The sequence below is a fragment of the Enterobacter sp. BNK-18 genome, from assembly GCF_047456135.1.
Taxonomy (GTDB): domain Bacteria; phylum Pseudomonadota; class Gammaproteobacteria; order Enterobacterales; family Enterobacteriaceae; genus Enterobacter; species Enterobacter ludwigii.
Map to the genome: position 1 here is coordinate 2366993 of NZ_CP179899.1, position 23023 is coordinate 2390015.

The 23023-nt window shown below is 56.8% G+C and carries 17 protein-coding genes; 9 read left to right on the forward strand and 8 right to left on the reverse strand.

What is annotated here, in order from left to right:
- Positions 1–75 precede the first annotated feature (75 nt).
- Positions 76–2922: a two-component system sensor histidine kinase RcsC gene (rcsC, locus tag ACMGG3_RS11415; protein WP_414149183.1), complete on the reverse strand. Its 2847-nt coding sequence runs from the start codon at positions 2920–2922 to the stop codon at positions 76–78.
- Positions 2923–3057: 135 nt separating this feature from the next.
- Positions 3058–5694, reverse strand: a complete 2637-nt coding sequence (gene gyrA / locus ACMGG3_RS11420) for a DNA topoisomerase (ATP-hydrolyzing) subunit A (protein ID WP_014170963.1) — start codon at positions 5692–5694, stop codon at positions 3058–3060.
- A 146-nt stretch (positions 5695–5840) separates the two neighbouring features.
- Here gyrA and ubiG point away from each other — a divergent pair, with 146 nt between their 5' ends.
- The 4 genes from ubiG (at position 5841) to yfaE (ending at position 10638) form a co-directional block, all read left to right on the forward strand.
- Positions 5841–6569, forward strand: a complete 729-nt coding sequence (gene ubiG, locus ACMGG3_RS11425) for a bifunctional 2-polyprenyl-6-hydroxyphenol methylase/3-demethylubiquinol 3-O-methyltransferase UbiG (RefSeq protein WP_014170964.1) — start codon at positions 5841–5843, stop codon at positions 6567–6569.
- Between the two features lie 347 nt (positions 6570–6916).
- A complete protein-coding gene (nrdA, locus tag ACMGG3_RS11430) occupies positions 6917–9202 on the forward strand; it encodes a class 1a ribonucleoside-diphosphate reductase subunit alpha (protein WP_020883162.1) in 2286 nt (761 codons plus the stop codon).
- A gap of 51 nt (positions 9203–9253) precedes the next feature.
- Positions 9254–10384, forward strand: coding sequence for a class Ia ribonucleoside-diphosphate reductase subunit beta (gene nrdB, locus ACMGG3_RS11435; RefSeq protein WP_014170966.1), 1131 nt, complete (start codon positions 9254–9256; stop codon positions 10382–10384).
- On the forward strand, positions 10384–10638 hold the full coding sequence (yfaE, locus tag ACMGG3_RS11440) for a class I ribonucleotide reductase maintenance protein YfaE (RefSeq protein WP_014170967.1): 255 nt from the start codon (positions 10384–10386) through the stop codon (positions 10636–10638). The genes nrdB and yfaE overlap by 1 nt, the downstream gene beginning before the upstream one ends.
- Before the next feature lie 48 nt (positions 10639–10686).
- Here yfaE and glpQ read toward each other — a convergent pair whose 3' ends face one another.
- Both glpQ and glpT read right to left on the reverse strand, forming a co-directional pair.
- Complete coding sequence (gene glpQ / locus ACMGG3_RS11445; RefSeq protein WP_148576177.1) at positions 10687–11739, reverse strand: glycerophosphodiester phosphodiesterase; 1053 nt, start codon at positions 11737–11739, stop codon at positions 10687–10689.
- Between the two features lie 11 nt (positions 11740–11750).
- Positions 11751–13103 carry a glycerol-3-phosphate transporter gene (gene glpT / locus ACMGG3_RS11450; protein WP_020883160.1) on the reverse strand — a complete coding sequence of 451 codons (1353 nt, stop codon included), beginning with the start codon at positions 13101–13103 and terminating at the stop codon, positions 11751–11753.
- A gap of 255 nt (positions 13104–13358) precedes the next feature.
- Here glpT and glpA point away from each other — a divergent pair, with 255 nt between their 5' ends.
- Genes glpA through glpC form a run of 3 tightly spaced genes read left to right on the forward strand, consistent with a single transcriptional unit; the run spans position 13359 to position 17381 of the window.
- Positions 13359–14987, forward strand: coding sequence for an anaerobic glycerol-3-phosphate dehydrogenase subunit A (gene glpA / locus ACMGG3_RS11455; RefSeq protein WP_032680569.1), 1629 nt, complete (start codon positions 13359–13361; stop codon positions 14985–14987).
- Positions 14977–16194: a glycerol-3-phosphate dehydrogenase subunit GlpB gene (gene glpB / locus ACMGG3_RS11460; RefSeq protein WP_414149184.1), complete on the forward strand. Its 1218-nt coding sequence runs from the start codon at positions 14977–14979 to the stop codon at positions 16192–16194. The genes glpA and glpB overlap by 11 nt, the downstream gene beginning before the upstream one ends.
- Entirely contained in the window at positions 16191–17381 is a 1191-nt protein-coding gene (gene glpC / locus ACMGG3_RS11465; RefSeq protein ID WP_414149185.1) for an anaerobic glycerol-3-phosphate dehydrogenase subunit GlpC, read from the forward strand. Before glpB ends, glpC begins: the two co-directional genes overlap by 4 nt.
- Positions 17382–17414: 33 nt before the next feature.
- Here glpC and ACMGG3_RS11470 read toward each other — a convergent pair whose 3' ends face one another.
- From ACMGG3_RS11470 to tctD, 4 genes are all read right to left on the reverse strand, one after another.
- Positions 17415–18614, reverse strand: coding sequence for a nicotinamide mononucleotide deamidase-related protein YfaY (locus ACMGG3_RS11470; RefSeq protein WP_414149186.1), 1200 nt, complete (start codon positions 18612–18614; stop codon positions 17415–17417).
- Between the two features lie 94 nt (positions 18615–18708).
- A complete protein-coding gene (locus ACMGG3_RS11475; protein ID WP_020883156.1) occupies positions 18709–19248 on the reverse strand; it encodes a YfaZ family outer membrane protein in 540 nt (179 codons plus the stop codon).
- A 129-nt stretch (positions 19249–19377) separates the two neighbouring features.
- Entirely contained in the window at positions 19378–20787 is a 1410-nt protein-coding gene (locus ACMGG3_RS11480; RefSeq protein WP_047955898.1) for a sensor histidine kinase, read from the reverse strand.
- Positions 20774–21448 (reverse strand): transcriptional regulator TctD, encoded by a 675-nt coding sequence (gene tctD / locus ACMGG3_RS11485; RefSeq protein WP_014170976.1) that lies wholly within the window; start codon positions 21446–21448, stop codon positions 20774–20776. Before tctD ends, ACMGG3_RS11480 begins: the two co-directional genes overlap by 14 nt.
- A gap of 150 nt (positions 21449–21598) precedes the next feature.
- Here tctD and ACMGG3_RS11490 point away from each other — a divergent pair, with 150 nt between their 5' ends.
- Both ACMGG3_RS11490 and ACMGG3_RS11495 read left to right on the forward strand, forming a co-directional pair.
- Complete coding sequence (locus tag ACMGG3_RS11490) at positions 21599–22579, forward strand: Bug family tripartite tricarboxylate transporter substrate binding protein (protein WP_414149187.1); 981 nt, start codon at positions 21599–21601, stop codon at positions 22577–22579.
- Positions 22580–22590: 11 nt separating this feature from the next.
- On the forward strand, positions 22591–23022 hold the full coding sequence (locus ACMGG3_RS11495; protein WP_020883153.1) for a tripartite tricarboxylate transporter TctB family protein: 432 nt from the start codon (positions 22591–22593) through the stop codon (positions 23020–23022).
- Position 23023 lies beyond the last annotated feature (1 nt).

Below are 23023 nucleotides of genomic sequence, written 5' to 3' on the forward strand. Positions count from 1 at the left end.
GTGCGGCCTGATGGCCTCACCTCCCCCTCCCGGCGTGTGAGGGAAACAACAAAAAAGGCCCTGACGGGCCTTTTTTTATACTCTCGCTTTTCTGACCCGTTCCGCATACACGGAAATCGTCTGTTTCAGGACGTCCAGCGTCACCGGTTTCGACAGACAACTGTCCATCCCTGACTCCAGACAGCGCTGTTTCTCTTCCGCCAGCGCATTCGCCGTCACGCCCACGACCGGCAACGTCAGGCCAAGCTGGCGTATACGCTGCGTCAGACGGTAGCCATCCATATTCGGCATGTTGACGTCGCTAAGAACGATATCAATGTGGTTTTTACTCAGCACGTTCAGCGCATCCACGCCGTCATTGGCGGTTTTGCACTGATAGCCAAGCGAACCCAGCTGGTCTGCCAGCAGGCGACGGTTAATCGGATGGTCATCCACCACCAGAATCATCATATCGTCATTCAGCGATGCCAGCGCATCCGGTGACGACAACTCCGTCGCCCCGTCGCTATCTTCCAGCTGCACGCTGTAGATACGTGCCAGCAGGCTCATGAGCTCATGTGGCGTCGCCACGCTGTGCACCCATTCACCCGGAGCTCGTTCGACCGGAATACCGATATGGCGACGGCAGAAGTGAACCACCCCTCTGCCCTGCCAGGGTTGTTCCAGCACCTCGTCGGTGATCAGCACATCGTCGACATCCGGCGTTTGCCCTTCATAGCGGGACACGCGCACGCCGCTGTGGGTAAGAAGCGCCGTCAGGTAATCATTCAGTGAGGCATTGTGTACTGCCAGCCAGCAGCGCTTATCGCTCAGCCCGTCCACCACCGCTTTTGCCGGGTACTGGGCAGAATAGAGCGGAATGCGGATAGTAAACTGGCTGCCCATGCCTGGCTCGGTATCAACGGAGATATCGCCGTCCATCATGCTCACGAGCTTCTCACAGATCGCCAGACCCAGCCCGGTCCCCTGGAAGTTACGCTGTACGCCGGTACCGACCTGGAAGAACGGGTCAAACAGACGCACCACTTCCTTCGCCGGGATACCCACGCCGGTATCACGCACGCGAATACTCAGGTAGTCCCCTGCCCGACACACGTGCAACACAATGCAGCCGATATCGGTAAATTTAATGGCGTTACTGAGCAGGTTAGAAATGACCTGCTGCAGACGCATCGGATCGCCATGCAGCGTCAGCGGCACGTCCGGCTCAATAAAGCAGTAGAGGCCCAGCTGTTTACGCACCACCAGCGGCAGATAGTTGGCGCTGATGTGGTTCATCACCTCGCGCGGAGAGAACTCCCGCGGCTCAATTTTCAGCTGCTCCGACTCAATTTTGGAGAAATCGAGAATATCGCTGATGATTTTCAGCAGCAGGCTGGAGGAGTTATTCATCGCCGTCACCAGGCGATCGACCCCTTTCGGCAGCTCTTTGGTCTGGAGAAGATCAAGGTTACCGATAATCCCGTACAGCGGGGTACGCAACTCGTGGCTGACGGTGGCAAGGAACATGGATTTCGACTGGCTGGCCTGCTCAGCGGCCTGCGCCATCTCCTGCAGGGACTCTTCCATCTTCACACGCGCCGAGACGTCTACCAGGACGCAAATTGCCACGTTCTCATTACGATAGCGGGAGTGCACAAAGCTGATTTGCAGGTTCGTGTGCGTGCTGGTCAGCACGTCAACGAAGTTCACTTGCTGGCCACAGATAATCTGCGTCAGCCTCTGTCGGTCCTCATGCGTCAGCATGTTCAGGTAGTTATGCGCCAGCTCGTTACTGAGGATATTGGTCCCGTCCTGCGTGCGCAGGATGCAGATCCCCACCGGCGCCGAGGCGACAATCTTGCGGTTAAACTGCTCGTGCTCTTCCAGCCGCTGGGCGTCGCTTTCGGCGGGAATAAAGATTTTGCGCTCATACATTCGCGCCAGGGTAAACAGCGCCCCCCCGGCCAGCAGGTTCAGCAAAATCGCGTTCATGATAAGAATGCGGATCCGCTCAAGCACCATATCCACGGGCAGCGAATAGACAATACTCAGCGACGAAGGCGGCAAACTCTTTTTAAGCACCAGCTCACGGAAGCCTGAGGTATAGCCAAACCACGACCGCTCCTGCATCCAGTGCGGATCGACGTTCAGTCGATTCTCCGGACCGGCGAGTGAGATCAGGGTATGTCCGTTTTCATCCAGAATGGTCACGCCCATCGGCAGACTGCCCGGCGTGAAGAAGTTTTCCATGCGAATGGTTTGTTCAATCCCCAGCAGCGCCTGCAGACGATTGCCCAGATAGACCGGCGTCAGGGCGTAGAAATAGCCCACGCCCATGCGTGGCCCCTGGCTTATCCAGAAGATGTTATTCCCGCGCTCGTCCTGCGGCGCATTGCGATATTTCACAATCCGTTCGTGCAGGCTTTTCAGCGCATCATCGCGCTCAACGGGCACATCGCGCAGGCCAAAGTCGGCCATACAGAGATTTTCACTGCCAATCAGGAAGACGCGGTTCAGATCATAGGCGGCGGAAAAGTTGTCACGCCAGTAGCGCATAAACCAGGAGAGCGACTCCAGTGAACCGCGCCAGGTGCTGCCCATCGCAGAGCAATCGGAATCCGGAAACAGCGGCTCGAAATTCGGCACTTCGGTTTTGTCATTACGCCCACGGATGGCAAGAATGCCGTTTTCCGCGGTCAGGCGATTCTCGGCAATGTACTTCAGCTCCTTCATCACGTCGGACGTTCGCTGAATATAGCGCTGGGCCTGATCGGAGCTTAAGTTAAACTCCTGGCGGATCTCCGCTTCTTTCTGATGAAGGGCGTTAACGATGTAAAACACCGACAATAATGCCACCAGCAACCAAAGCAAGAGCGCCAGCGCCCGAAACAGATAGCGAGAGACTTTCAGCGTGGTACGAAAGGAGACGAGGTATTTCAAAGGGGCGAGGCTCCGCCGTCGGGGTCAAAAAGAATGTGGTTAAGGTAGCGGTAAACGCGCCTTGTCGCAACGTTCACTTATCTGCTTGTGCAAAAGAAAAGGGCCGGAAACCGGCCCTTTTTGCATCAGGAGACATTACTCGTCAGCGTCATCTGCTGCATCATCTTCGGTATCGGCTTCTGGTGCGATTTCATCATCACCTTCTGCGACGCTACCGTCGATGGAGTCGAGCTCTTCGTCATCCACAGGCTCAGCTACACGCTGCAGACCCACGACGTTTTCATCTTCCGCGGTACGGATGAGGATCACACCCTGAGTATTACGGCCAACCACGCTGATCTCAGATACGCGTGTACGCACCAGCGTACCGGCATCCGTGATCATCATGATCTGGTCGGCATCGTCTACCTGTACCGCACCCACAACGGATCCGTTGCGCTCGGTAACCTTGATAGAGATTACGCCCTGCGTGCCACGAGACTTGGTCGGGTATTCGCTTTCGGCAGTACGTTTACCGTAGCCGTTCTGCGTGACGGTCAGGATAGCACCTTCACCGCGCGGAACGATCAGGGAAACGACGGTATCTTCACCGGCCAGTTTGATACCACGAACACCTGTTGCAGTACGGCCCATTGCACGAACCGCGTTCTCTTTGAAGCGCACCACTTTACCGGCGGCGGAGAACAGCATCACTTCATCGGAACCGGAGGTGAGGTCAACGCCAATCAGTTCGTCACCGTCGTTCAGGTTCACCGCGATGATACCGGCAGAACGTGGACGGCTGAATTCGGTCAGCGCGGTTTTCTTCACGGTACCGCTGGCGGTCGCCATAAAGACGTTCACGCCTTCTTCGTACTCACGTACAGGCAGAATCGCGGTGATACGTTCGTTCGCTTCCAGCGGCAGCAGGTTCACGATTGGGCGACCACGCGCACCACGGCTCGCTTCTGGCAGCTGATAGACCTTCATCCAGTACAGACGACCACGGCTTGAGAAGCAGAGGATCGTGTCATGGGTGTTTGCCACCAGCAGACGGTCAATAAAGTCTTCTTCTTTAATACGTGCTGCCGATTTGCCTTTACCGCCACGACGCTGTGCCTCGTAGTCGGTCAGCGGCTGATACTTCACATAGCCCTGGTGAGACAGGGTGACCACCACATCTTCGCGGTTAATCAGATCTTCAATGTTGATATCAGAGCTGTTCGCCGTGATTTCGGTGCGACGCTCATCGCCGAACTGATCGCGGACCAGTTCCAGCTCTTCACGGATCACTTCCATCAGGCGCTCTGCGCTACCCAGGATATGCAGCAGCTCGGCAATCTGTTCCAGCAGTTCTTTGTATTCGTCGAGCAGTTTTTCGTGCTCAAGGCCAGTCAGTTTCTGCAGACGCAGATCCAGAATCGCCTGGGCCTGCTGTTCAGTCAGGTAGTACTGACCGTCACGCACGCCGAACTCAGGCTCCAGCCATTCAGGACGCGCAGCATCGTCGCCAGCGCGTTCCAGCATGGCGGCCACGTTGCCCAGATCCCACGGACGGGCAATCAGAGACGCTTTCGCTTCCGCAGGGGTTGGTGCACGGCGAATCAACTCAATGATTGGGTCGATGTTTGCCAGTGCAACGGCCAGCGCTTCAAGGATATGCGCACGGTCGCGGGCTTTACGCAGTTCGAAAATAGTACGGCGAGTCACCACTTCACGGCGGTGACGCACAAACGCGCTCAGAATATCTTTCAGGTTCATGATCTTCGGCTGACCATGGTGCAATGCAACCATGTTGATACCGAAGGAGACCTGGAGCTGAGTCTGGGAATACAGGTTGTTCAGTACAACCTCGCCCACCGCGTCGCGTTTGATTTCAATCACGATGCGCATGCCGTCTTTATCAGATTCGTCACGCAGCGCGCTGATGCCTTCAACACGTTTTTCTTTTACCAGCTCGGCGATTTTTTCAATCAGACGCGCTTTGTTCACCTGATACGGGATCTCGTGAACAATGATGGTTTCACGGCCGGTTTTGGCATCCGCTTCCACTTCGGCGCGGGCACGGATATAAATCTTGCCACGTCCGGTGCGGTACGCTTCTTCAATACCACGACGACCGTTGATGATCGCCGCCGTCGGGAAGTCTGGACCCGGGATGTGTTCCATCAGCCCTTCAATGCTGATGTCTTCATCCTCAATATAGGCCAGGCAGCCGTTGATCACTTCCGTGATGTTATGCGGTGGAATGTTGGTTGCCATACCGACGGCGATACCGGACGAACCGTTCACCAGCAGGTTAGGGATTTTCGTTGGCATAACGTCCGGAATGCGTTCCGTGCCGTCATAGTTATCAACGAAATCAACCGTCTCTTTTTCCAGGTCAGCCATCAGCTCATGGGCAATTTTCGCCAGACGGATTTCCGTATAACGCATTGCCGCGGCGGAGTCGCCGTCGATAGAACCAAAGTTACCCTGACCATCTACCAGCATGTAACGCAGCGAGAATGGCTGCGCCATTCGGACGATAGTGTCGTACACCGCGGAATCACCATGGGGATGGTATTTACCGATTACGTCACCAACGACACGGGCAGATTTTTTGTAGGCTTTATTCCAGTCATTGCCCAATACGTTCATGGCGTATAGTACGCGACGGTGTACCGGCTTCAGGCCATCGCGGACGTCCGGCAGCGCACGGCCAACAATGACCGACATCGCATAGTCCAGATAGGAGCTCTTCAGCTCTTCCTCGATGTTAACCGGTGTAATTTCTCTCGCAAGGTCGCTCATCTAACCGCTATCCCTCTACTGTATCCCGGATTCAAAGGTCGCAAATTATAACACAGCCGCGGTGATTGAGGTAAACCAATAAGCTTTATTCAACCACGCGGGCTGATATACTCCGAAGTCTTGCAAAATAAGGAGTAAAAGCGCCCATGAATGCCGAAAAATCCCCGGTGGCTCACAACGTTGACCATGAAGAGATTGCCAAATTCGAAGCGGTGGCATCCCGCTGGTGGGATCTCGAAGGTGAGTTTAAACCTCTGCACCGCATTAACCCGCTGCGTCTGGGCTATATCGCGGAGCGTTCCGGCGGCCTGTTCGGTAAGAAAGTGCTCGACGTCGGCTGCGGCGGCGGCATTCTGGCAGAAAGCATGGCGCGCGAAGGGGCCACCGTCACCGGTCTGGATATGGGCTTTGAACCGCTGCAGGTTGCCCGTCTTCATGCGCTGGAATCTGGAGTGCAGGTGGAATATGTGCAGGAAACCGTCGAAGAACATGCGGCAAAGCATGCCCATCAGTACGACGTGGTGACCTGTATGGAGATGCTGGAGCACGTTCCCGACCCCCAGTCCGTGGTTCACGCCTGTGCAAAACTGGTGAAACCGGGCGGCCAGGTCTTCTTCTCGACGATCAACCGAAACGGAAAAGCCTGGCTGATGGCGGTCGTCGGGGCGGAGTATGTGCTGCGTATGGTGCCAAAAGGCACGCACGACGTGAAGAAATTCATCAAGCCTGCTGAATTACTGAGCTGGGTTGATCAAACGTGGCTCAAGGAGCAGCACATCACCGGTCTGCATTACAATCCATTGACCGATAAATTCAAACTCGCACCGGGTGTAGATGTTAACTATATGTTGCATACAACCGCCAAAAATGACTGACGTCATCCATTATTCTTATAAAGATTGCGCGACATCATGTTGCGCAATTCTGACCTCCCGTTGAAGAAATCAGCACTCGATCAAATTTTGAATTTTTTTTCTTAATTATTGACATCTCTTCCAGGCCTTACGGTACGAGGACTTAGCCTTTTTTACCCTTTGACAACCTCAATTTAACGTCAAAATCAACCCTTGTGCTGAAAAGATTCGATACTAGAATACTCACCATATAGCGTTTTTCTTATCGCAAACCCCCTATATGTAGTATTTATCCACAGAGTTAGTCACAAGACGGATCTGTGGATAAGCGGGGGATATTTTTTATTTCACGGACAGGTAAAACCCACATGAATCAGAGTCTGCTGGTGACTAAGCGCGACGGTACCACCGAGCGTATCAATCTGGACAAAATCCATCGTGTTCTCGACTGGGCAGCAGAAGGACTGAATAACGTATCTATCTCCCAGGTTGAACTGCGCTCTCACATTCAGTTCTACGATGGCATCAAGACATCTGATATCCACGAAACCATCATCAAGGCTGCGGCGGATCTCATCTCCCGTGAAGCCCCGGATTATCAGTACCTCGCTGCACGTCTGGCGATTTTCCACCTGCGTAAAAAAGCGTACGGCCAGTTTGAGCCGCCAAAGCTTTACGATCACGTGGTGAAAATGGTTGAGCTGGGCAAATACGACACGCATCTGCTGGAAGACTATACGGAAGAAGAGTTCGAGCAGATGAACGGGTTTATCGATCACTGGCGCGACATGAACTTCTCTTACGCGGCGGTGAAGCAGCTCGAAGGCAAATACCTGGTTCAGAACCGTGTGACCGGTGAGATCTACGAAAGCGCCCAGTTCCTCTATATTCTGGTGGCCGCCTGCCTGTTCTCTAACTACCCGCGTGACACCCGTCTGGAATACGTGAAGCGTTTCTACGATGCGGTTTCCACGTTCAAGATTTCTCTGCCTACGCCAATCATGTCTGGCGTGCGTACCCCAACCCGTCAGTTCAGCTCATGCGTCCTGATCGAGTGTGGTGACAGCCTGGATTCCATCAACGCGACTTCCAGCGCCATCGTGAAATATGTCTCCCAGCGTGCCGGTATCGGCATCAACGCCGGTCGCATCCGTGCACTGGGTAGCCCGATTCGCGGCGGTGAAGCGTTCCACACCGGCTGTATCCCGTTCTACAAACACTTCCAGACCGCGGTAAAATCCTGCTCTCAGGGCGGCGTACGCGGTGGTGCTGCCACCCTGTTCTACCCAATGTGGCACCTGGAAGTGGAAAGCCTGCTGGTACTGAAAAACAACCGTGGCGTTGAAGGCAACCGCGTTCGTCACATGGACTACGGCGTACAGATCAACAAGCTGATGTACACCCGTCTGCTGAAAGGTGAAGACATCACCCTGTTCAGCCCGTCCGACGTCCCGGGCCTGTATGACGCGTTCTTCGCCGATCAGGATGAGTTTGAGCGTCTGTACACCAAATACGAAAAAGACGACAGCATCCGTAAGCAGCGCGTTAAGGCGGTTGACCTGTTCTCCCTGATGATGCAGGAACGTGCCTCTACCGGCCGTATCTACATTCAGAACGTTGACCACTGCAACACCCATAGCCCGTTTGACCCGGTGGTTGCGCCAGTGCGCCAGTCTAACCTGTGCCTGGAAATCGCCCTGCCGACCAAACCGCTGGAAGATGTTAACGACGAAAACGGCGAAATCGCGCTCTGTACCCTCTCTGCTTTCAACCTGGGCGCTATCAAGAGCCTGGAAGAGCTGGAAGAGCTGGCGGTGCTGGCCGTGCGTGCGCTGGATGCCCTGCTGGATTACCAGGACTACCCAATCCCGGCGGCAAAACGTGGAGCGATGGGCCGTCGTACCCTCGGTATCGGCGTTATCAACTTTGCCTACTGGCTGGCGAAACACGGTAAGCGTTACTCCGACGGCAGCGCGAACAACCTGACCCACGAAACGTTCGAAGCGATTCAGTACTACCTGCTGAAAGCCTCCAACGAGCTGGCGAAAGAGCAAGGCGCGTGCCCGTGGTTCAACGAAACCACATATGCGAAAGGCATTCTGCCGATCGATACCTATAAGAAAGACCTGGATGCGATCTCTAACGAACCGCTGCATCTGGACTGGGAAGCGCTGCGTGAATCCATCAAGACTCACGGCCTGCGTAACTCCACGCTGTCTGCCCTGATGCCGTCTGAGACCTCTTCGCAGATCTCTAACGCCACCAACGGTATTGAACCACCGCGCGGCCACGTCAGCATTAAAGCGTCGAAAGACGGTATCCTGCGTCAGGTTGTGCCTGACTACGAGCTGCTGAAAGACAACTATGAGCTGCTGTGGGAAATGCCAAACAACGACGGTTACCTGCAGCTGGTGGGGATCATGCAGAAGTTTATCGACCAGTCGATTTCTGCTAACACCAACTACGACCCGACGCGCTTCCCGTCTGGCAAGGTACCGATGCAGCAACTGTTGAAAGACCTGCTCACCGCCTACAAATTTGGTGTGAAAACCCTGTACTATCACAACACTCGTGATGGTGCGGAAGACGCTCAGGATGACATGGCACCGTCAATTCAGGACGATGGCTGCGAAAGCGGCGCATGTAAGATCTAATGAAGGGCGGGGATATCCCCGCCTTTATTTCGTAAGACAGGACTCCAATTCATGGCATACACCACCTTTTCACAGACGAAAAACGACCAGCTCAAAGAGCCGATGTTCTTCGGGCAACCGGTCAACGTGGCACGCTACGATCAGCAAAAATATGACATCTTCGAAAAGCTGATTGAAAAGCAACTCTCCTTCTTCTGGCGCCCGGAAGAAGTTGACGTCTCTCGCGATCGTATCGATTTCCAGGCGTTGCCGGAGCACGAAAAGCATATCTTCATCAGCAACCTGAAGTACCAGACGCTGCTGGACTCCATTCAGGGCCGTAGCCCGAACGTGGCGCTGCTGCCGCTGATCTCCATTCCGGAGCTGGAAACCTGGGTGGAAACCTGGGCGTTTTCTGAGACCATCCACTCCCGCTCTTACACCCACATTATCCGCAACATCGTTAACGATCCGGCGGTGGTGTTTGACGATATCGTCACTAACGAGCAGATCCAGAAACGTGCTGAAGGTATTGCGCACTACTACGACGAACTGATCGAGATGACCAGCTACTGGCATCTGCTGGGCGAAGGCACCCACACCGTGAACGGCAAAACCGTCACCGTGAGCCTGCGCGCGCTGAAGAAACAGCTTTACCTGTGCCTGATGAGCGTTAACGCACTGGAAGCCATCCGCTTCTACGTGAGCTTCGCCTGCTCCTTCGCTTTTGCGGAACGCAAGCTGATGGAAGGTAATGCCAAAATCATCCGTCTGATCGCCCGTGACGAAGCCCTGCACCTGACCGGCACCCAGCATATGCTGAACCTGCTGCGCAGCGGTACAGACGATCCGGAGATGGCTGAGATTGCCGAAGAGTGCAAACAGGAGTGCTATGACCTGTTCGTGCTGGCCGCTCAGCAGGAGAAAGAGTGGGCAGACTACCTGTTCCGCGACGGCTCCATGATTGGCCTGAACAAAGATATCCTGTGCCAGTATGTTGAGTACATCACCAACATCCGTATGCAGGCGGTCGGGCTTGAGCTGCCGTTCAAGACCCGCTCTAACCCAATTCCGTGGATCAACACCTGGCTGGTATCCGATAACGTGCAGGTTGCGCCACAGGAAGTGGAAGTCAGTTCTTATCTGGTCGGGCAGATTGACTCTGAAGTTAATACCGACGACCTGAGCGACTTCCAGCTCTGATGAGCCGCGTAACGCTTAGCCTTTCCGGTACCGAAGTGCTGTGCCGGGAAGAACACCCTTCCCTGTTGATTGCGCTTGAGGCGCATCAGGTTGAAGTGGAGTATCAATGCCGCTCAGGCTATTGCGGCTCATGTCGCTGCCGTTTAGTCGCCGGACAAGTGGACTGGCTGACCGAACCGCTGGCCTTCATCAACGAAGGTGAAATTTTGCCCTGCTGCTGCCGGGCAAAAGGCGATATAGAGATTGAGATGTAAACCGCCCCTCCGGGCGACATAAAAAAGGGCCTTACGGCCCTTTTTCTTTTACTTCAAAAACTGCACGGCTTTATCCGGGAAATCGGTGAACAGCCCGTCCACCCCGGCCTGGTTATACAGCACGTCGTACAGCTGGTTTACGTCCGTCGCATAAGCCGGAAGCTGGTCCGCACGCACCGTATACGGATGAACCTGCATATGGCTGGCGTGCGCCTCTTTCACCATTGCCGTCAGCTTGACGTGGCCCGGCGTTGAGCCTTCCGCCACCAGCATATGGTAATCCGGTCCGATACCGTCGGCGTACTGCGCGATCTGTTTCATTGCGCCCGGCTTAAACATCCAGTCGTAGTTGTAATTCACCCACGTGCCGTCGGGCTGTTTCTCCTGAGTTTCATTCCAGTCGGTGTAGGCAATCAGCTGTACCAGATTGAGATCCATCCCTCTCTTTGGCTCCAGCTCGGTTTTGATGCGCTTCAGCTCAGCGGCGTCAAAACACTGCAGATAGACTTTGTCGCGCTTGCTGGTGTAGCCGTACTTTTTCAGCACGTCCAGCGTCTTCGCGGCAATGTCCTTCCCTTCCTGATGGTGGAACCACGGCGCTTTTATCTCCGGGTAGATGCCGATGTTTTTCCCGGTTGAGTGGTTCAGTCCCTGAACAAACTCAATCTCTTCTTCGAAGGTATGAATGCGAAAATCAGATTTACCCATCGGGAAACGTCCCGGATAGACCTGCACCTTCTTGCCGTTTTCAACCTCGAAACCCTCGGTAAACTTCAGCGAACGAATCTCATCCAGCGTAAAGTCAATGGCGTAGTAGCGACCATCTTTGCGGGCGCGGGCCGGAAAACGCTCAGCCACGTCCGTCACGCGGTCAAGATAGTGGTCATGAAGGACGACCAGCTGGTCGTCACGGGTCATCACCAGATCCTGCTCGAGATAATCTGCCCCCTGCGCATAGGCCATCGCTTTTGCCGGGAGCGTGTGCTCTGGCAGATAGCCGCTTGCGCCGCGATGGGCGATAACCATTTTCTCGTTAGCCAGCGCTGAGCCTGTCATCAGGCCCGCCAGCAGCAGGCCCGTTGCTACGTAAGTTAATTTCATCAGCCTTCTCCTTATTGACGACGCGCCTGCATTTCGGCGTGATGACGTTTTTCACCAATCATCACCACAATCAACAGCAGCACCGCCAGCACGCTACCGCCAATCATCACCATAAAGCCGCCGTCCCAGCCGAAGAAGTCAACGGTGTAGCCCACAATGGCGCTCGCCGCGACCGAACCGCCCAGGTAACCGAACAGACCGGTAAAGCCGGCTGCCGTACCTGCCGCTTTCTTCGGTGCCAGCTCCAGGGCATGCAGACCAATCAGCATCACCGGGCCGTAAATCAGGAAGCCGATGACGATCATACAGGCCATATCGACTGACGGGTTACCCGGTGGGTTGAGCCAGTAAACCACGGTGGCAATGGTCACCAGCGTCATAAAGAAGACGCCCGTCGCACCACGGTTACCCCGGAACACTTTGTCCGACATCCAGCCGCAAATCAGCGTCCCCGGGATCCCGGCGTACTCATAGAGGAAGTAAGCCCAGGAGGATTTATCCAGCGCGAAATGCTTCACCTCTTTCAGATAGGTAGGTGACCAGTCGAGGATGCCGTAACGCAGCAGGTACACGAAGACGTTGGCCACCGCGATATACCACAGCAGTTTGTTGGGCAGGACGTACTTCATGAAGATCTGTTTGGCCGTCAGCTCTTCTTCATGCTGCTCGCTGTAATCATCCGGATAGTCGTTTTTGTACTCTTCAATCGGCGGCAGGCCACAGGACTGCGGAGTGTCACGCATCAGGGCGAAAGCGATAACCGCCACCAGAATGGCACCAAAGGCAGGCATATAAAGCGCGGCTTTCCAGTCGTTAAACCACGCCATCCCCAGCAGGAACAGCAGAGGTGGAATACCGCCACCGACGTTATGCGCGCAGTTCCACACCGACACGATGCCGCCACGCTCTTTCTGCGACCACCAGTGCACCATGGTGCGCCCGCAAGGCGGCCACCCCATTCCCTGGAACCAGCCACAGAGGAACAGCAGCACGAACATCACGGCGATGCTGGAGGTTGCCCATGGCACAAAGCCCATGAACAGCATCACCGCTGCCGCCAGGATCAGACCCGCAGGCAGGAACACGCGTGGATTCGAGCGATCGGACACTGAACCCATGATGAATTTGGAAAAACCGTAGGCGATAGAGATCCCCGACAGCGCGAACCCCAGATCGCCACGAGAAAAGCCCTGCTCCACCAGATACGGCATGGCGAGCGCAAAGTTTTTACGTACCAGGTAGTACGCCGCGTACCCGAAGAAGATCCCCAGGAAGATTTGCCAACGCAGACGACGGTATAGCGGATCAATTTCTGCCTCTGGCAGACGCGCCCGATGCGGCGCAGGTTTGAAGATACTGAGCATGACAGCCTCCGTGGCCAGGTATTGAATTTACAGGGGTTTAACTGCCCCACACTCCAGAGAGGCGGCGATGTTAAGAAATCACGGTGATTGTTACTGTGAATCAACGCACAAATTGTTACAGAAATATGACAATGTGCGCAGAAAAGCGCATGGAATCACGTTTCACTTTCGAATTTCGTTCGTTTATGTTCGAAATCAAACAAACCACAGTTTTGATGTGGCTAAATGGTAAAAAACGAACACAGAGGGATAACAATGACAATTCACGATCCTCGCTACAGCGATGTGATTATCATTGGCGGTGGCGCGACCGGCGCCGGCATCGCACGCGACTGCGCCCTGCGTGGGCTGAGCGTCACGCTTCTGGAGCGCCATGACATTGCGACGGGCGCAACCGGGCGCAATCATGGCCTGCTGCACAGTGGTGCCCGTTACGCGGTGACCGACCCCGAATCCGCGCGGGAATGCATTGCTGAAAACCAGATCCTCAGACGCATTGCCCGCCACTGCATTGAACCGACCAACGGTCTGTTCATTACGCTTCCCGAAGACGATCTCTCATTTCAGCCAACCTTTGTGACCGCCTGCCGCGCTGCAGGGATTGAGGCTGACGTCATCGACCCCGAACTCGCGCGTCGCCTGGAACCGTCTGTCAACCCGGCCCTTATCGGTGCGGTGAAGGTCCCGGACGGCACGGTTGACCCTTTCCGCCTGACCGCCGCGAACATGCTGGACGCCCGTGAACACGGCGCACAGGTTCTGACCGGGCAGGAAGTGATCGGGCTTATCCGGGAAGGGAACCGCGTCTGCGGCGTACGTGTTTTTGATACGCAGTATAAGGAGCATGGCGAACTGTACGCCGCCGTGGTGGTCAACGCGGCGGGGATCTGGGGGCAACGCATCGCGGAGTACGCCGAGCTGTCTGTGCGCATGTTCCCGGCAAAAGGCTCGCTGCTGATCCTCGACCACCGCATTAACAACCACGTGATCAACCGCTGCCGCAAACCTTCTGATGCCGACATCCTGGTGCCGGGCGATACCATTTCGCTTATCGGCACCACCTCAACCCACGTGGACTATAGCGAGATTGATTACAACCGCGTGACCGCCGACGAGGTGGATATCCTGCTGCGCGAAGGGGAAAAGCTGGCCCCTGTGATGGCGCAGACCCGAATTCTTCGTGCCTATGCCGGCGTGCGCCCTCTGGTGGCGAGCGATAACGACCCGAGCGGGCGCAACGTCAGCCGTGGCATCGTGCTGCTCGACCACGCCGCGCGCGATGGTCTGGACGGGTTTATCACCATCACCGGCGGCAAGCTGATGACCTACCGCCTGATGGCCGAGTGGGCAACCGATGCCGTCTGCCGCAAGCTGGGTAATAGCGAACGGTGTGTGACTGCAGAGCAACCTCTGCCCGGCTCGCGTCAGTCCACCGAGAAAACGCTGCAAAAAATCATCTCCCTTTCCGCCCCCCTGCGCGGTTCCGCCATCTATCGCCACGGAGACCGCACGCCGGTCTGGCTGGGGGAAGGACGGCTGAGCCGTAGCCTGGTGTGTGAATGCGAAGCCGTCACGGCGGGTGAAGTGCAATACGCCGTGGAGAATCTGACCGTCAACAGCCTGCTTGATTTACGTCGGCGCACCCGCGTGGGCATGGGCACCTGCCAGGGTGAGCTGTGCGCCTGCCGTGCCGCCGGGTTGTTACAACGTTTTCATACCACCACTGCCACCCAGTCGCTGGCACAACTCAGTGATTTCCTGAACGAACGCTGGAAAGGTATTCAGCCTGTCGCCTGGGGTGATGCCCTGCGTGAAAGCGAGTTTACCCGCTGGGTCTACCAGGGGCTGTGCGGTCTTGAGAAGGAGCAACAGGATGAAATTTGATACCGTGATTGTCGGTGGTGGGCTGGCGGGTCTGCTCTGTGGTATCAGGCTAACGAAGCAGGGGCTGCGCTGCGCCATCATCACCCGGGGCCAGAGCGCGCTGCACTTCTCGTCGGGTTCGCTGGATCTGCTGGATGAGGCGTATCGCGATGCCCTGCCGCCAGAGCATCCCTATAACCTGACGGGCAGAGACACCGTCGACCGCTTCGCCCATGAAGCCGAAACCCTTCTGGCCGAGTGTGGCGCACGGCTGCAGGGTAACGCCCGGAAAAATCATCATCGGGTTACCCCGCTCGGCACCCTGCGCTCTGCCTGGCTCAGCCCGGAAGAGGTGCCTGTTGCCCCCTTCAACGCAGGACGGGTCCTGGTCGTGGGTATTAGCGGTTTTCTTGATTTCCAGCCCCACCTCGCTGCGGCATCGCTCTGTCGCCAGGGCGTGAACGCACAAACGGCTGAGATAGAGCTTCCTGAGCTTGACGTCCTGCGCGACAACCCGAGCGAGTTTCGCGCGGTGAATATTGCCCGTTTTCTCGACAACGACGATAAATGGCCGCTGCTGTATGCCGCGATCCGGCCGCTTGCCGAAGGTTGCGACACGCTGTTTATGCCCGCCTGCTTTGGCTTAAGCGACAACCGGCTCTGGCGCTGGCTCTCGGATCGCCTGCCCTGCTCGCTTGGCCTGCTGCCGACGCTTCCCCCTTCTGTCCCCGGCATTCGCCTGCATACCCAGCTTCAGCGTCGGTTTATCGCTCAGGGTGGCGTGTGGATGGCGGGTGACGAGGTGAAAAAAATCACCCTGACGGATGGCTCGGTGAGCGAAGTCTGGACGCGTAATCACGCTGATATTCCGCTTCGCGCGCGTTATACGGTGCTGGCAAGCGGCAGTTTCTTCAGCAACGGGCTGCTGAGTTGTCGGGACGGCATCCAGGAGGCCATTATGGGGCTGGATGTCCGACAAACGTCCTCCCGCGCGGACTGGTATCAGAGTGATTTCTTCACCCCACAACCCTGGCAGCAGTTCGGCGTGATTGTCGATAAGCAACTGCACCCGCAACTTTCTGGTCAGCCGGTCAGTAATCTCTATGCCATTGGCTCTCTTCTGGGGGGATACGATCCCATCGCTCAGGGTTGCGGCGGCGGGGTCTGCGCCATCACGGCGCTGTATGTGGCAGAGCAAATTGGCCAGCGCATGGAGGCTGAGCAATGAACGATACCCGGTTTGAAAGCTGCATCAAATGCACAGTTTGTACCACCGTCTGCCCGGTCAGCGGTGTGAATCCGCGCTACCCGGGCCCGAAACAGGCCGGACCTGACGGCGAGCGCCTGCGTCTTAAAGACGGTGCGCTGTACGATGAGGCGCTGAAATACTGCATCAACTGTAAACGTTGCGAAGTGGCCTGTCCGTCGGACGTGAAGATCGGCGATATCATCCAGCGAGCCCGCGCGCGTTACAGCACGCAAAAGCCGTCCCTGCGCGATGCGATCCTGAGTCACACCGACCTGATGGGCAGTGTCTCCACGCCTTTTGCCCCGCTGGTGAATGCTGCAACGTCTCTCAAGCCGGTGCGAAAACTGCTGGATGCGACGCTGAAGATAGACCACCACCGCAGCCTGCCAAAATACTCTCACGGTACCTTCCGACGCTGGTATACATCCGTGGCAGCGGAACAGGCGCAGTACACCGATCAGGTCGCGTTCTTCCACGGCTGCTATGTCAACTACAACCACCCGCAACTGGGAAAAGATCTGCTGAAGGTACTCAACGCGATGGGGACCGGCGTGCAGCTCCTGAATAAAGAGAAGTGCTGCGGTGTGCCGTTGATTGCCAACGGTTTTACCGATAAGGCGCGCAAACAAGCCAAAAGCAACGTCACGTCCCTGCGCGAGGCCATCGTTGATAAAGGGATTCCGGTGCTGGCCACCTCGTCCACCTGTACCTTCACCCTGCGTGATGAGTATCCGCACCTGCTGGACGTGGATAACACCGGTCTGCGCGAGCACATTGAGCTGGCGACGCGTTTCCTGTGGCGCAAACTGGACAGCGGGCAGACGCTGCCGCTGCGGGAACTACCGCTGAAAGTGGTGTATCACACACCGTGTCATATGGAGAAAATGGGCTGGTCGCTCTATACGCTTGAGCTGTTGCGGCTCATTCCGGGGCTGGAGCTGACGGTGCTGGACTCGCGCTGCTGCGGCATCGCGGGCACTTACGGCTTTAAGCGAGAAAACTACGAAACGTCACAGACGATCGGCGCCCCGCTGTTTCGCCAGATTGAAGAGAGTGGCGCAGATATCGTGGTCACCGACTGCGAAACCTGCAAGTGGCAGATAGAGATGTCTACCAGCAAGCGCTGCGAGCATCCGATCACTCTGCTGGCGAAGGCGCTGGGCTAAACCGTGCCGGGGCAAAACGCCCCGGCAAAGGCATCACTCAACAAACAGCGATTCGACAACATTAATCCAGCCGTGCTCGCTGGCCACCTCTTTACCCTTCAGCCAGCGGCGCAGCATGTTCAGCGCTATCATGGCGCAGACCTCCTGACGTACCGCCAGACTGTGGCGAGTAATGCTCATTTTAACCCGCAAAGCATACGTGCCTTCCGGCGTCGCCAGCGCAAAGTTGAGATGTTCCTCATCCAGCCCCCCCACAAACAGCGCCAGGCCAGCAAAATGTTTCACCCTTCTTTCCGAAGCCCAGCGCGCGGTCTGCGCCAGCGTTTCCTGCTGGAACGGCACCACTTCACTGGCCAACAGCGGCGCACTGGCGCGCGACAGCTGTAGCGCCAGCAGGCCGCCGGTGAACTGTTCGCTTAAGGTCACGCTCAGCTGCCGAGACTGCAGATGTGACGCAATCTGCGCCGGCAGCCCCTCGGTGCCTTCAAAGATCAGGCTTTCACCTGCGACGCGCTGCACCTCCGGCCAGAGCGCCAGCATCGCCGCCTTCTCTGAGGCCGGTCCTGTCAGCTTGAGTTCAATGATAGGCATGGAGGAGCGGTAGCCCATTGAGACACCGGGTGGCAGGGAGAGATGATCAAGACTCTGGGCCAGATCGCTTTCGGAGCGGCCAAACGTGGTCAGACGCAGGCAGAGCGGAGGCTCAGGCAGGGTAAAACGTTCGCGAAGGCGCGGCAGGATCTGCTGCTCGACCATCACTTTAAATTCTGACGGTACGCCCGGCGTGAAGAACATCAGGCAGCGGTTCAGCGTAATGGCAAACCCACACGCGGTACCCACGGGGTTATCGACCAGTTCGGCGCTGGCGGGAATTTCCGCCTGCTTGCGGTTGCTGGGTGCCATAACACGGCCACGTTCGGAGAAGAAACGCTCCATCTGCGCCAGCCACTCTTCATGCAGCACCAGCCCTTCACCTTTTGCGGTCGCGGCGGCCAGGGCGCTGAGATCGTCGCTGGTGGGACCGAGCCCGCCGTTCACAATCAACACGTCGGCGTGTTCGCTACGCTCGCGCAGCACATTCACCAGTGACTCAAGATTGTCGCCCACCGTATTGCGGCGCGTTAACGGTAATCCTTGCTCAAAGAAAAGATCGGCAAGCCAGGCAGCATTGGTATCAATAATTTGTCCATGCAGCACTTCGTCGCCGGTGGATAACATCTCCACGTTAATCATTGTGTTCTCCCGCTTATATGGTCAAAACACTATAGCGCAAATGGATGTCGGGAGAAGAGAGAAACTGGCGCGACAGAATGCCGCGCCGGCGTGATTAGAACCCTGCGCTGACCCCCACGTACGGGCCGTCAGCCAGTGCGTTGTCGCGGTTGCCGTCTTTACCCGCCAGGTTCAGATAGCGATAGCCTGCTTCAATCGTAATCGGACGCATGATGGTCCAGCGCGCGCCCGCGTTGGCTTCTTCATAGCTGTCGATACCGCTGGAGAGCGAATCCGGTGAGTAGTAATACTCGCCAAACAGGCCGAAGCTATCGCCAATTTTCCACTGCAGGCCGCCGCCTACCGCCGCCGCGTAACCTTCATCACCGTCGTTCGGGTTAGTGTAAATCCCCTTACCGCCCACGGTAGCCAGGAACGGGCCAAGCGGAATGTTCAGACCCAGGCCGAGGCTTGCCGCATCGCCATCGTCATCGTTATGTGTCCAGCCGCCGGTCATCGCCAGACCGGAGGTCTCGGTCCCAAGGCCAAAGCCGAGGTGAGTATAATCCTGACCCGCCGAGCCGTTGAAGCTGATGGCGTTCGCCGCCGAAGAAACAACCATCAGGCCTAAGCCCACTAATGCCACTTTTTTCATTGTCGTGATCCCGCACAATTTTATAGAGAAGTCCCAAAACCGCGAGATTTTAACCTGAGTCGCCCGGGGATCAAGCACTCTGCGTGCGGCAGGCGAGTAGTTTGTAACGATTTGATACCCGGTATTTTTTTACGTGAGCAGCAGAAAACGCATTTTAACGCTCAGGCCACCCAGCGTTTCGCTGCGCGTCAGCTGTAAGGGACTTCGGTGCAGACGGGCAATATCAGCGGCCAGCGCCAGCCCGATCCCTGACCCGGCGGCATCTCCGACGTTATCCAGCCGGTGGAAAGGCAGCATCGCCTGCTGGATCTGGTCCTCTTCGATGCCCGGACCACTGTCCTCCACGCTCAGCTCAACGGCGCCCTGGTCTGTTCGCAGGAACACGGTCACTGTCCCTTCTGCAGGGGTATATTTGATCGCATTCTCCAGCAGGTTGGCGCATAACTCCCCCAGCAGCACGTCATCGCCTTCGATCATGACCGGCTGCTGCCGACCGTCATAGCCCAGGTCAATCGCTTTACTGCGCGCCTGCGCCAGCCGTGAGAAGCAGCAGTTTTGCACTACCTGAACCAAATCCACCGGCGCAAACTGGCCCTCCCCCTGCTCCTTACGCTTCACCGCAGAAAGCTGCAGCAGCCGTTCGGTCAGTACAATGGTGTCATCCAGGGTCGCATTCATTGCCCGCAGGCTCTCCTGCCACAGGGCGGGATCCTGACGCGTCAGGGCAACGGAGACCTGGGTTTTCAGCACCGCCAGCGGGGTTTTGAGCTGATGCGAGGCATCCGCGTTGAAGCGTTCCTGACGCGACAGCACGCCGCGCAGCCTGTCGATATAGCGGTTGAACGCCACAATCAGCAGCCGGGTCTCAGACCAGGGCAACAACTCCGGCAGCGGCGCGAGCAGGCCTGGATCACGGCGCACCATCAGCGAAGAGAGCTGGCGCATTGGGCGCAGTACGCGACGCAGCAACCACGCGGTCAACACCAGGGTCAGCAGCACCAGCAATCCCTGAGAGACCCATGATGAAAAGAGCAACTGACTGGCGAGATAGCGGCGGGACTGGAGCGTCTCCGCGACATAAATCTCCGCCATGCCGACGATATTACCTTCATTGACGGGCTGCAGCAGACGCGCGACACGGATCGCCTGCCCGCGGTATTCGGTGTGATAAAACCAGGCCAGCGCCGGATAGAGCGTGGTGCGGGATGTTGCCGGGGGCATCCGGGGCAGATCGTCATAACCGGAGATCACCCGCCCGTCGGGATCGACCACTTTATAATAGAGCCGGTCGTTCATATTGAGTTCAAAACTGTCGAGCACCACCCAGGGAACATTCACGCCCAGCCTGCCGTCGTGAACCTCCAGCCGTTCCGATATTGTTCGGGCAGAGGATAACAGCGTGCGGTCGTAAGCCTGCGTGGCCGCCTGCAATGCGCTGACATAGCTGTTAAATGCCGACAACCCCCATAGCAACAACAACGGAAGCCCAAGAAACAGCAGCAGTTGCAGGTAAAGCGACTGCGGCTTAACCCACCTCATCGCCGCACTCCAGCACATAACCCAGTCCGCGAAGGGTGGTAACCCTCACGCCGCTACCGCTGAGCTTTTTGCGCAGACGATGAATATAGAGATCGATACTCTCCGGGCTGACGTCGTCATTCAGGCTAAACACCTGATCGAACAGCTGCTGCCGGGAAACGGGCCGGGTCCGGCGATGCATCAACACCTTCAGCAGCGACAGTTCGCGTGGCGTGAGCGACAGAGGCTCGTCGCGCAGCAGGAAAAAGCCTTCGTCGTCATATTCCAGCTCCCCAAGGCGCTGACGCTCCTGCGTTCGCCCTTCGCTTCTGCGCAACAGGGCGCGCAGCCGCGCGTCAAGCTCCTCCAGCTCAAACGGTTTCGGCAGATAATCATCCGCCCCGGCGTTGAGCCCTTTCACCCGGTCCGCCACGTTGCTGCGCGCGGTGAGAAACAGGACGGGCAGCGTCTGACCGCGTTTACGCAGACGATGCACGACCTCCAGACCGTCAAAGCCGGGCATTCCGATGTCCAGAATGGCAACCGCATAGCTTTCTCCCTGCAGCAGATGGTCGGCGGCGCGCCCGTCAGAAACGCAGTCCACGGCAAAGCCCTCCTGCACCAGCGCTTTCTCCAGCCAGTGAGCCAGCTCACGATTATCTTCCGCGAGTAAGAGACGCATATCACATCCTGTAAAGTTGGTGTCGCATTGAAAGGGAAATGAAAGGTTATTGTTTTAACAATCACGCAACGGAACCGCTACAAGGTGGTTCACATAATCAGAAAAAAGCCCCGTACCCGTACTCCCGGAACTCCGGCGTGAGGATAAACGATGAAAAAACAACTACTTTCGACTCTTGCTGCAAGCGTATTGATGATAAGTGCCTCTGTCGTTCAGGCGCAGGATGCCCCGTCCCGCACCGAGTGCATCGCGCCGGCGAAACCCGGCGGCGGTTTCGATCTCACCTGCAAACTCATTCAGGTCAGCATGCTGGAGACCGGCGCTATCGCAAAACCCATGCGTGTGACCTATATGCCCGGCGGCGTGGGTGCCGTTGCGTACAACGCGATTGTCGCGCAACGCCCTGCGGAAGCCGGCACGGTGGTGGCTTTCTCCGGTGGCTCGCTATTGAACTTGTCTCAGGGGAAGTTTGGCCGCTACGGCGTGGATGACGTGCGCTGGCTGGCAACCGTCGGTACTGACTACGGCATGATTGCCGTGCGCGCGGATTCACCGTGGAAATCCCTGAAAGACCTGCTGACCGCCATGGAAAAAGATCCGAACAGCGTGGTGATTGGCGCCGGTGCCTCCATCGGCAGCCAGGACTGGATGAAAGCCGCCCTGCTGGCACAGCAGGCGAAGGTTGATCCTCACAAGATGCGCTACGTGGCGTTTGAAGGGGGCGGCGAACCGGTGACGGCGCTGATGGGAAATCACGTTCAGGCGGTATCTGGCGATCTCAGTGAAATGGTGCCCTACCTGAACGGCGATAAAATCCGCGTGCTGGCGGTCTTCTCTGAGAACCGCCTGCCGGGCCAGCTGGCGAACGCCCCTACCGCAAAAGAACAGGGTTATGACCTGGTCTGGCCGATTATCCGCGGTTTCTTCGTCGGGCCAAAAGTGACCGATGCCGAATATCAGTGGTGGGTCGAAACCTTCAATAAACTCCAGCAGACAGAAGCGTTTAAAAAGCAGCGCGATCTGCGCGGGCTGTTTGAGTTCAACCTGAGCGGCAAGCCGCTGGATGAGTACGTCAAAAAACAGGTCAATGACTATCGCGAACAGGCGAAAGCCTTTGGCCTTGCCAAATAACCGGAGGCGGTATGAGCGATCGTATTTTTGCCGGGATTTGGCTGCTGCTCTGCGTCGGTGGGATGTTCGTCGCCTGGCAGATCCACAGCGAATACAGCTATGAACCGGTGGGGCCGCGCCCCTTCCCGATGGGCATTGTTGGACTGATGCTGCTCTGCTCGGTGGCCCTGCTGCTCCGTCATCCGGATACCGTAGAGTGGCCACCGCGCCGTATTCTGCAGCGTCTGCTGGTGATGGTCATTGTTCTGCTGATGTACGCCTGGGGTTTTGAGTGGCTCGGTTTTCCGGTGGCAACCGCCATCCTGACGATGGTGATCGGCATGCTGTTTAACGCCACCCTCCCGGCGGCGGGGATTTCCGGCGCGGTAATGGGGATCTTGCTGTGGTTTGCCTTTGACCGCCTGCTGGATGTGACCTTACCGCTCGGCGCATGGTTTAATTAAC

Bases quoted from the DNA above. Each gene is read 5' to 3' on its own strand.
- ACMGG3_RS11475 (WP_020883156.1), bottom strand. From the start codon at position 19,248: ATGAAAAAAGTGGCATTAGTGGGCTTAGGCCTGATGGTTGTTTCTTCG.
- ACMGG3_RS11490 (WP_414149187.1), top strand. From the start codon at position 21,599: ATGAAAAAACAACTACTTTCGACTCTTGCTGCAAGCGTATTGATGATA.
- glpQ (WP_148576177.1), bottom strand. From the start codon at position 11,739: ATGAAATTAACTTACGTAGCAACGGGCCTGCTGCTGGCGGGCCTGATG.
- glpC (WP_414149185.1), top strand. From the start codon at position 16,191: ATGAACGATACCCGGTTTGAAAGCTGCATCAAATGCACAGTTTGTACC.
- nrdB (WP_014170966.1), top strand. From the start codon at position 9,254: ATGGCATACACCACCTTTTCACAGACGAAAAACGACCAGCTCAAAGAG.
- nrdA (WP_020883162.1), top strand. From the start codon at position 6,917: ATGAATCAGAGTCTGCTGGTGACTAAGCGCGACGGTACCACCGAGCGT.
- ubiG (WP_014170964.1), top strand. From the start codon at position 5,841: ATGAATGCCGAAAAATCCCCGGTGGCTCACAACGTTGACCATGAAGAG.
- glpB (WP_414149184.1), top strand. From the start codon at position 14,977: ATGAAATTTGATACCGTGATTGTCGGTGGTGGGCTGGCGGGTCTGCTC.
- ACMGG3_RS11480 (WP_047955898.1), bottom strand. From the start codon at position 20,787: ATGAGGTGGGTTAAGCCGCAGTCGCTTTACCTGCAACTGCTGCTGTTT.
- tctD (WP_014170976.1), bottom strand. From the start codon at position 21,448: ATGCGTCTCTTACTCGCGGAAGATAATCGTGAGCTGGCTCACTGGCTG.
- ACMGG3_RS11470 (WP_414149186.1), bottom strand. From the start codon at position 18,614: ATGATTAACGTGGAGATGTTATCCACCGGCGACGAAGTGCTGCATGGA.
- glpT (WP_020883160.1), bottom strand. From the start codon at position 13,103: ATGCTCAGTATCTTCAAACCTGCGCCGCATCGGGCGCGTCTGCCAGAG.
- yfaE (WP_014170967.1), top strand. From the start codon at position 10,384: ATGAGCCGCGTAACGCTTAGCCTTTCCGGTACCGAAGTGCTGTGCCGG.
- ACMGG3_RS11495 (WP_020883153.1), top strand. From the start codon at position 22,591: ATGAGCGATCGTATTTTTGCCGGGATTTGGCTGCTGCTCTGCGTCGGT.
- glpA (WP_032680569.1), top strand. From the start codon at position 13,359: ATGACAATTCACGATCCTCGCTACAGCGATGTGATTATCATTGGCGGT.
- gyrA (WP_014170963.1), bottom strand. From the start codon at position 5,694: ATGAGCGACCTTGCGAGAGAAATTACACCGGTTAACATCGAGGAAGAG.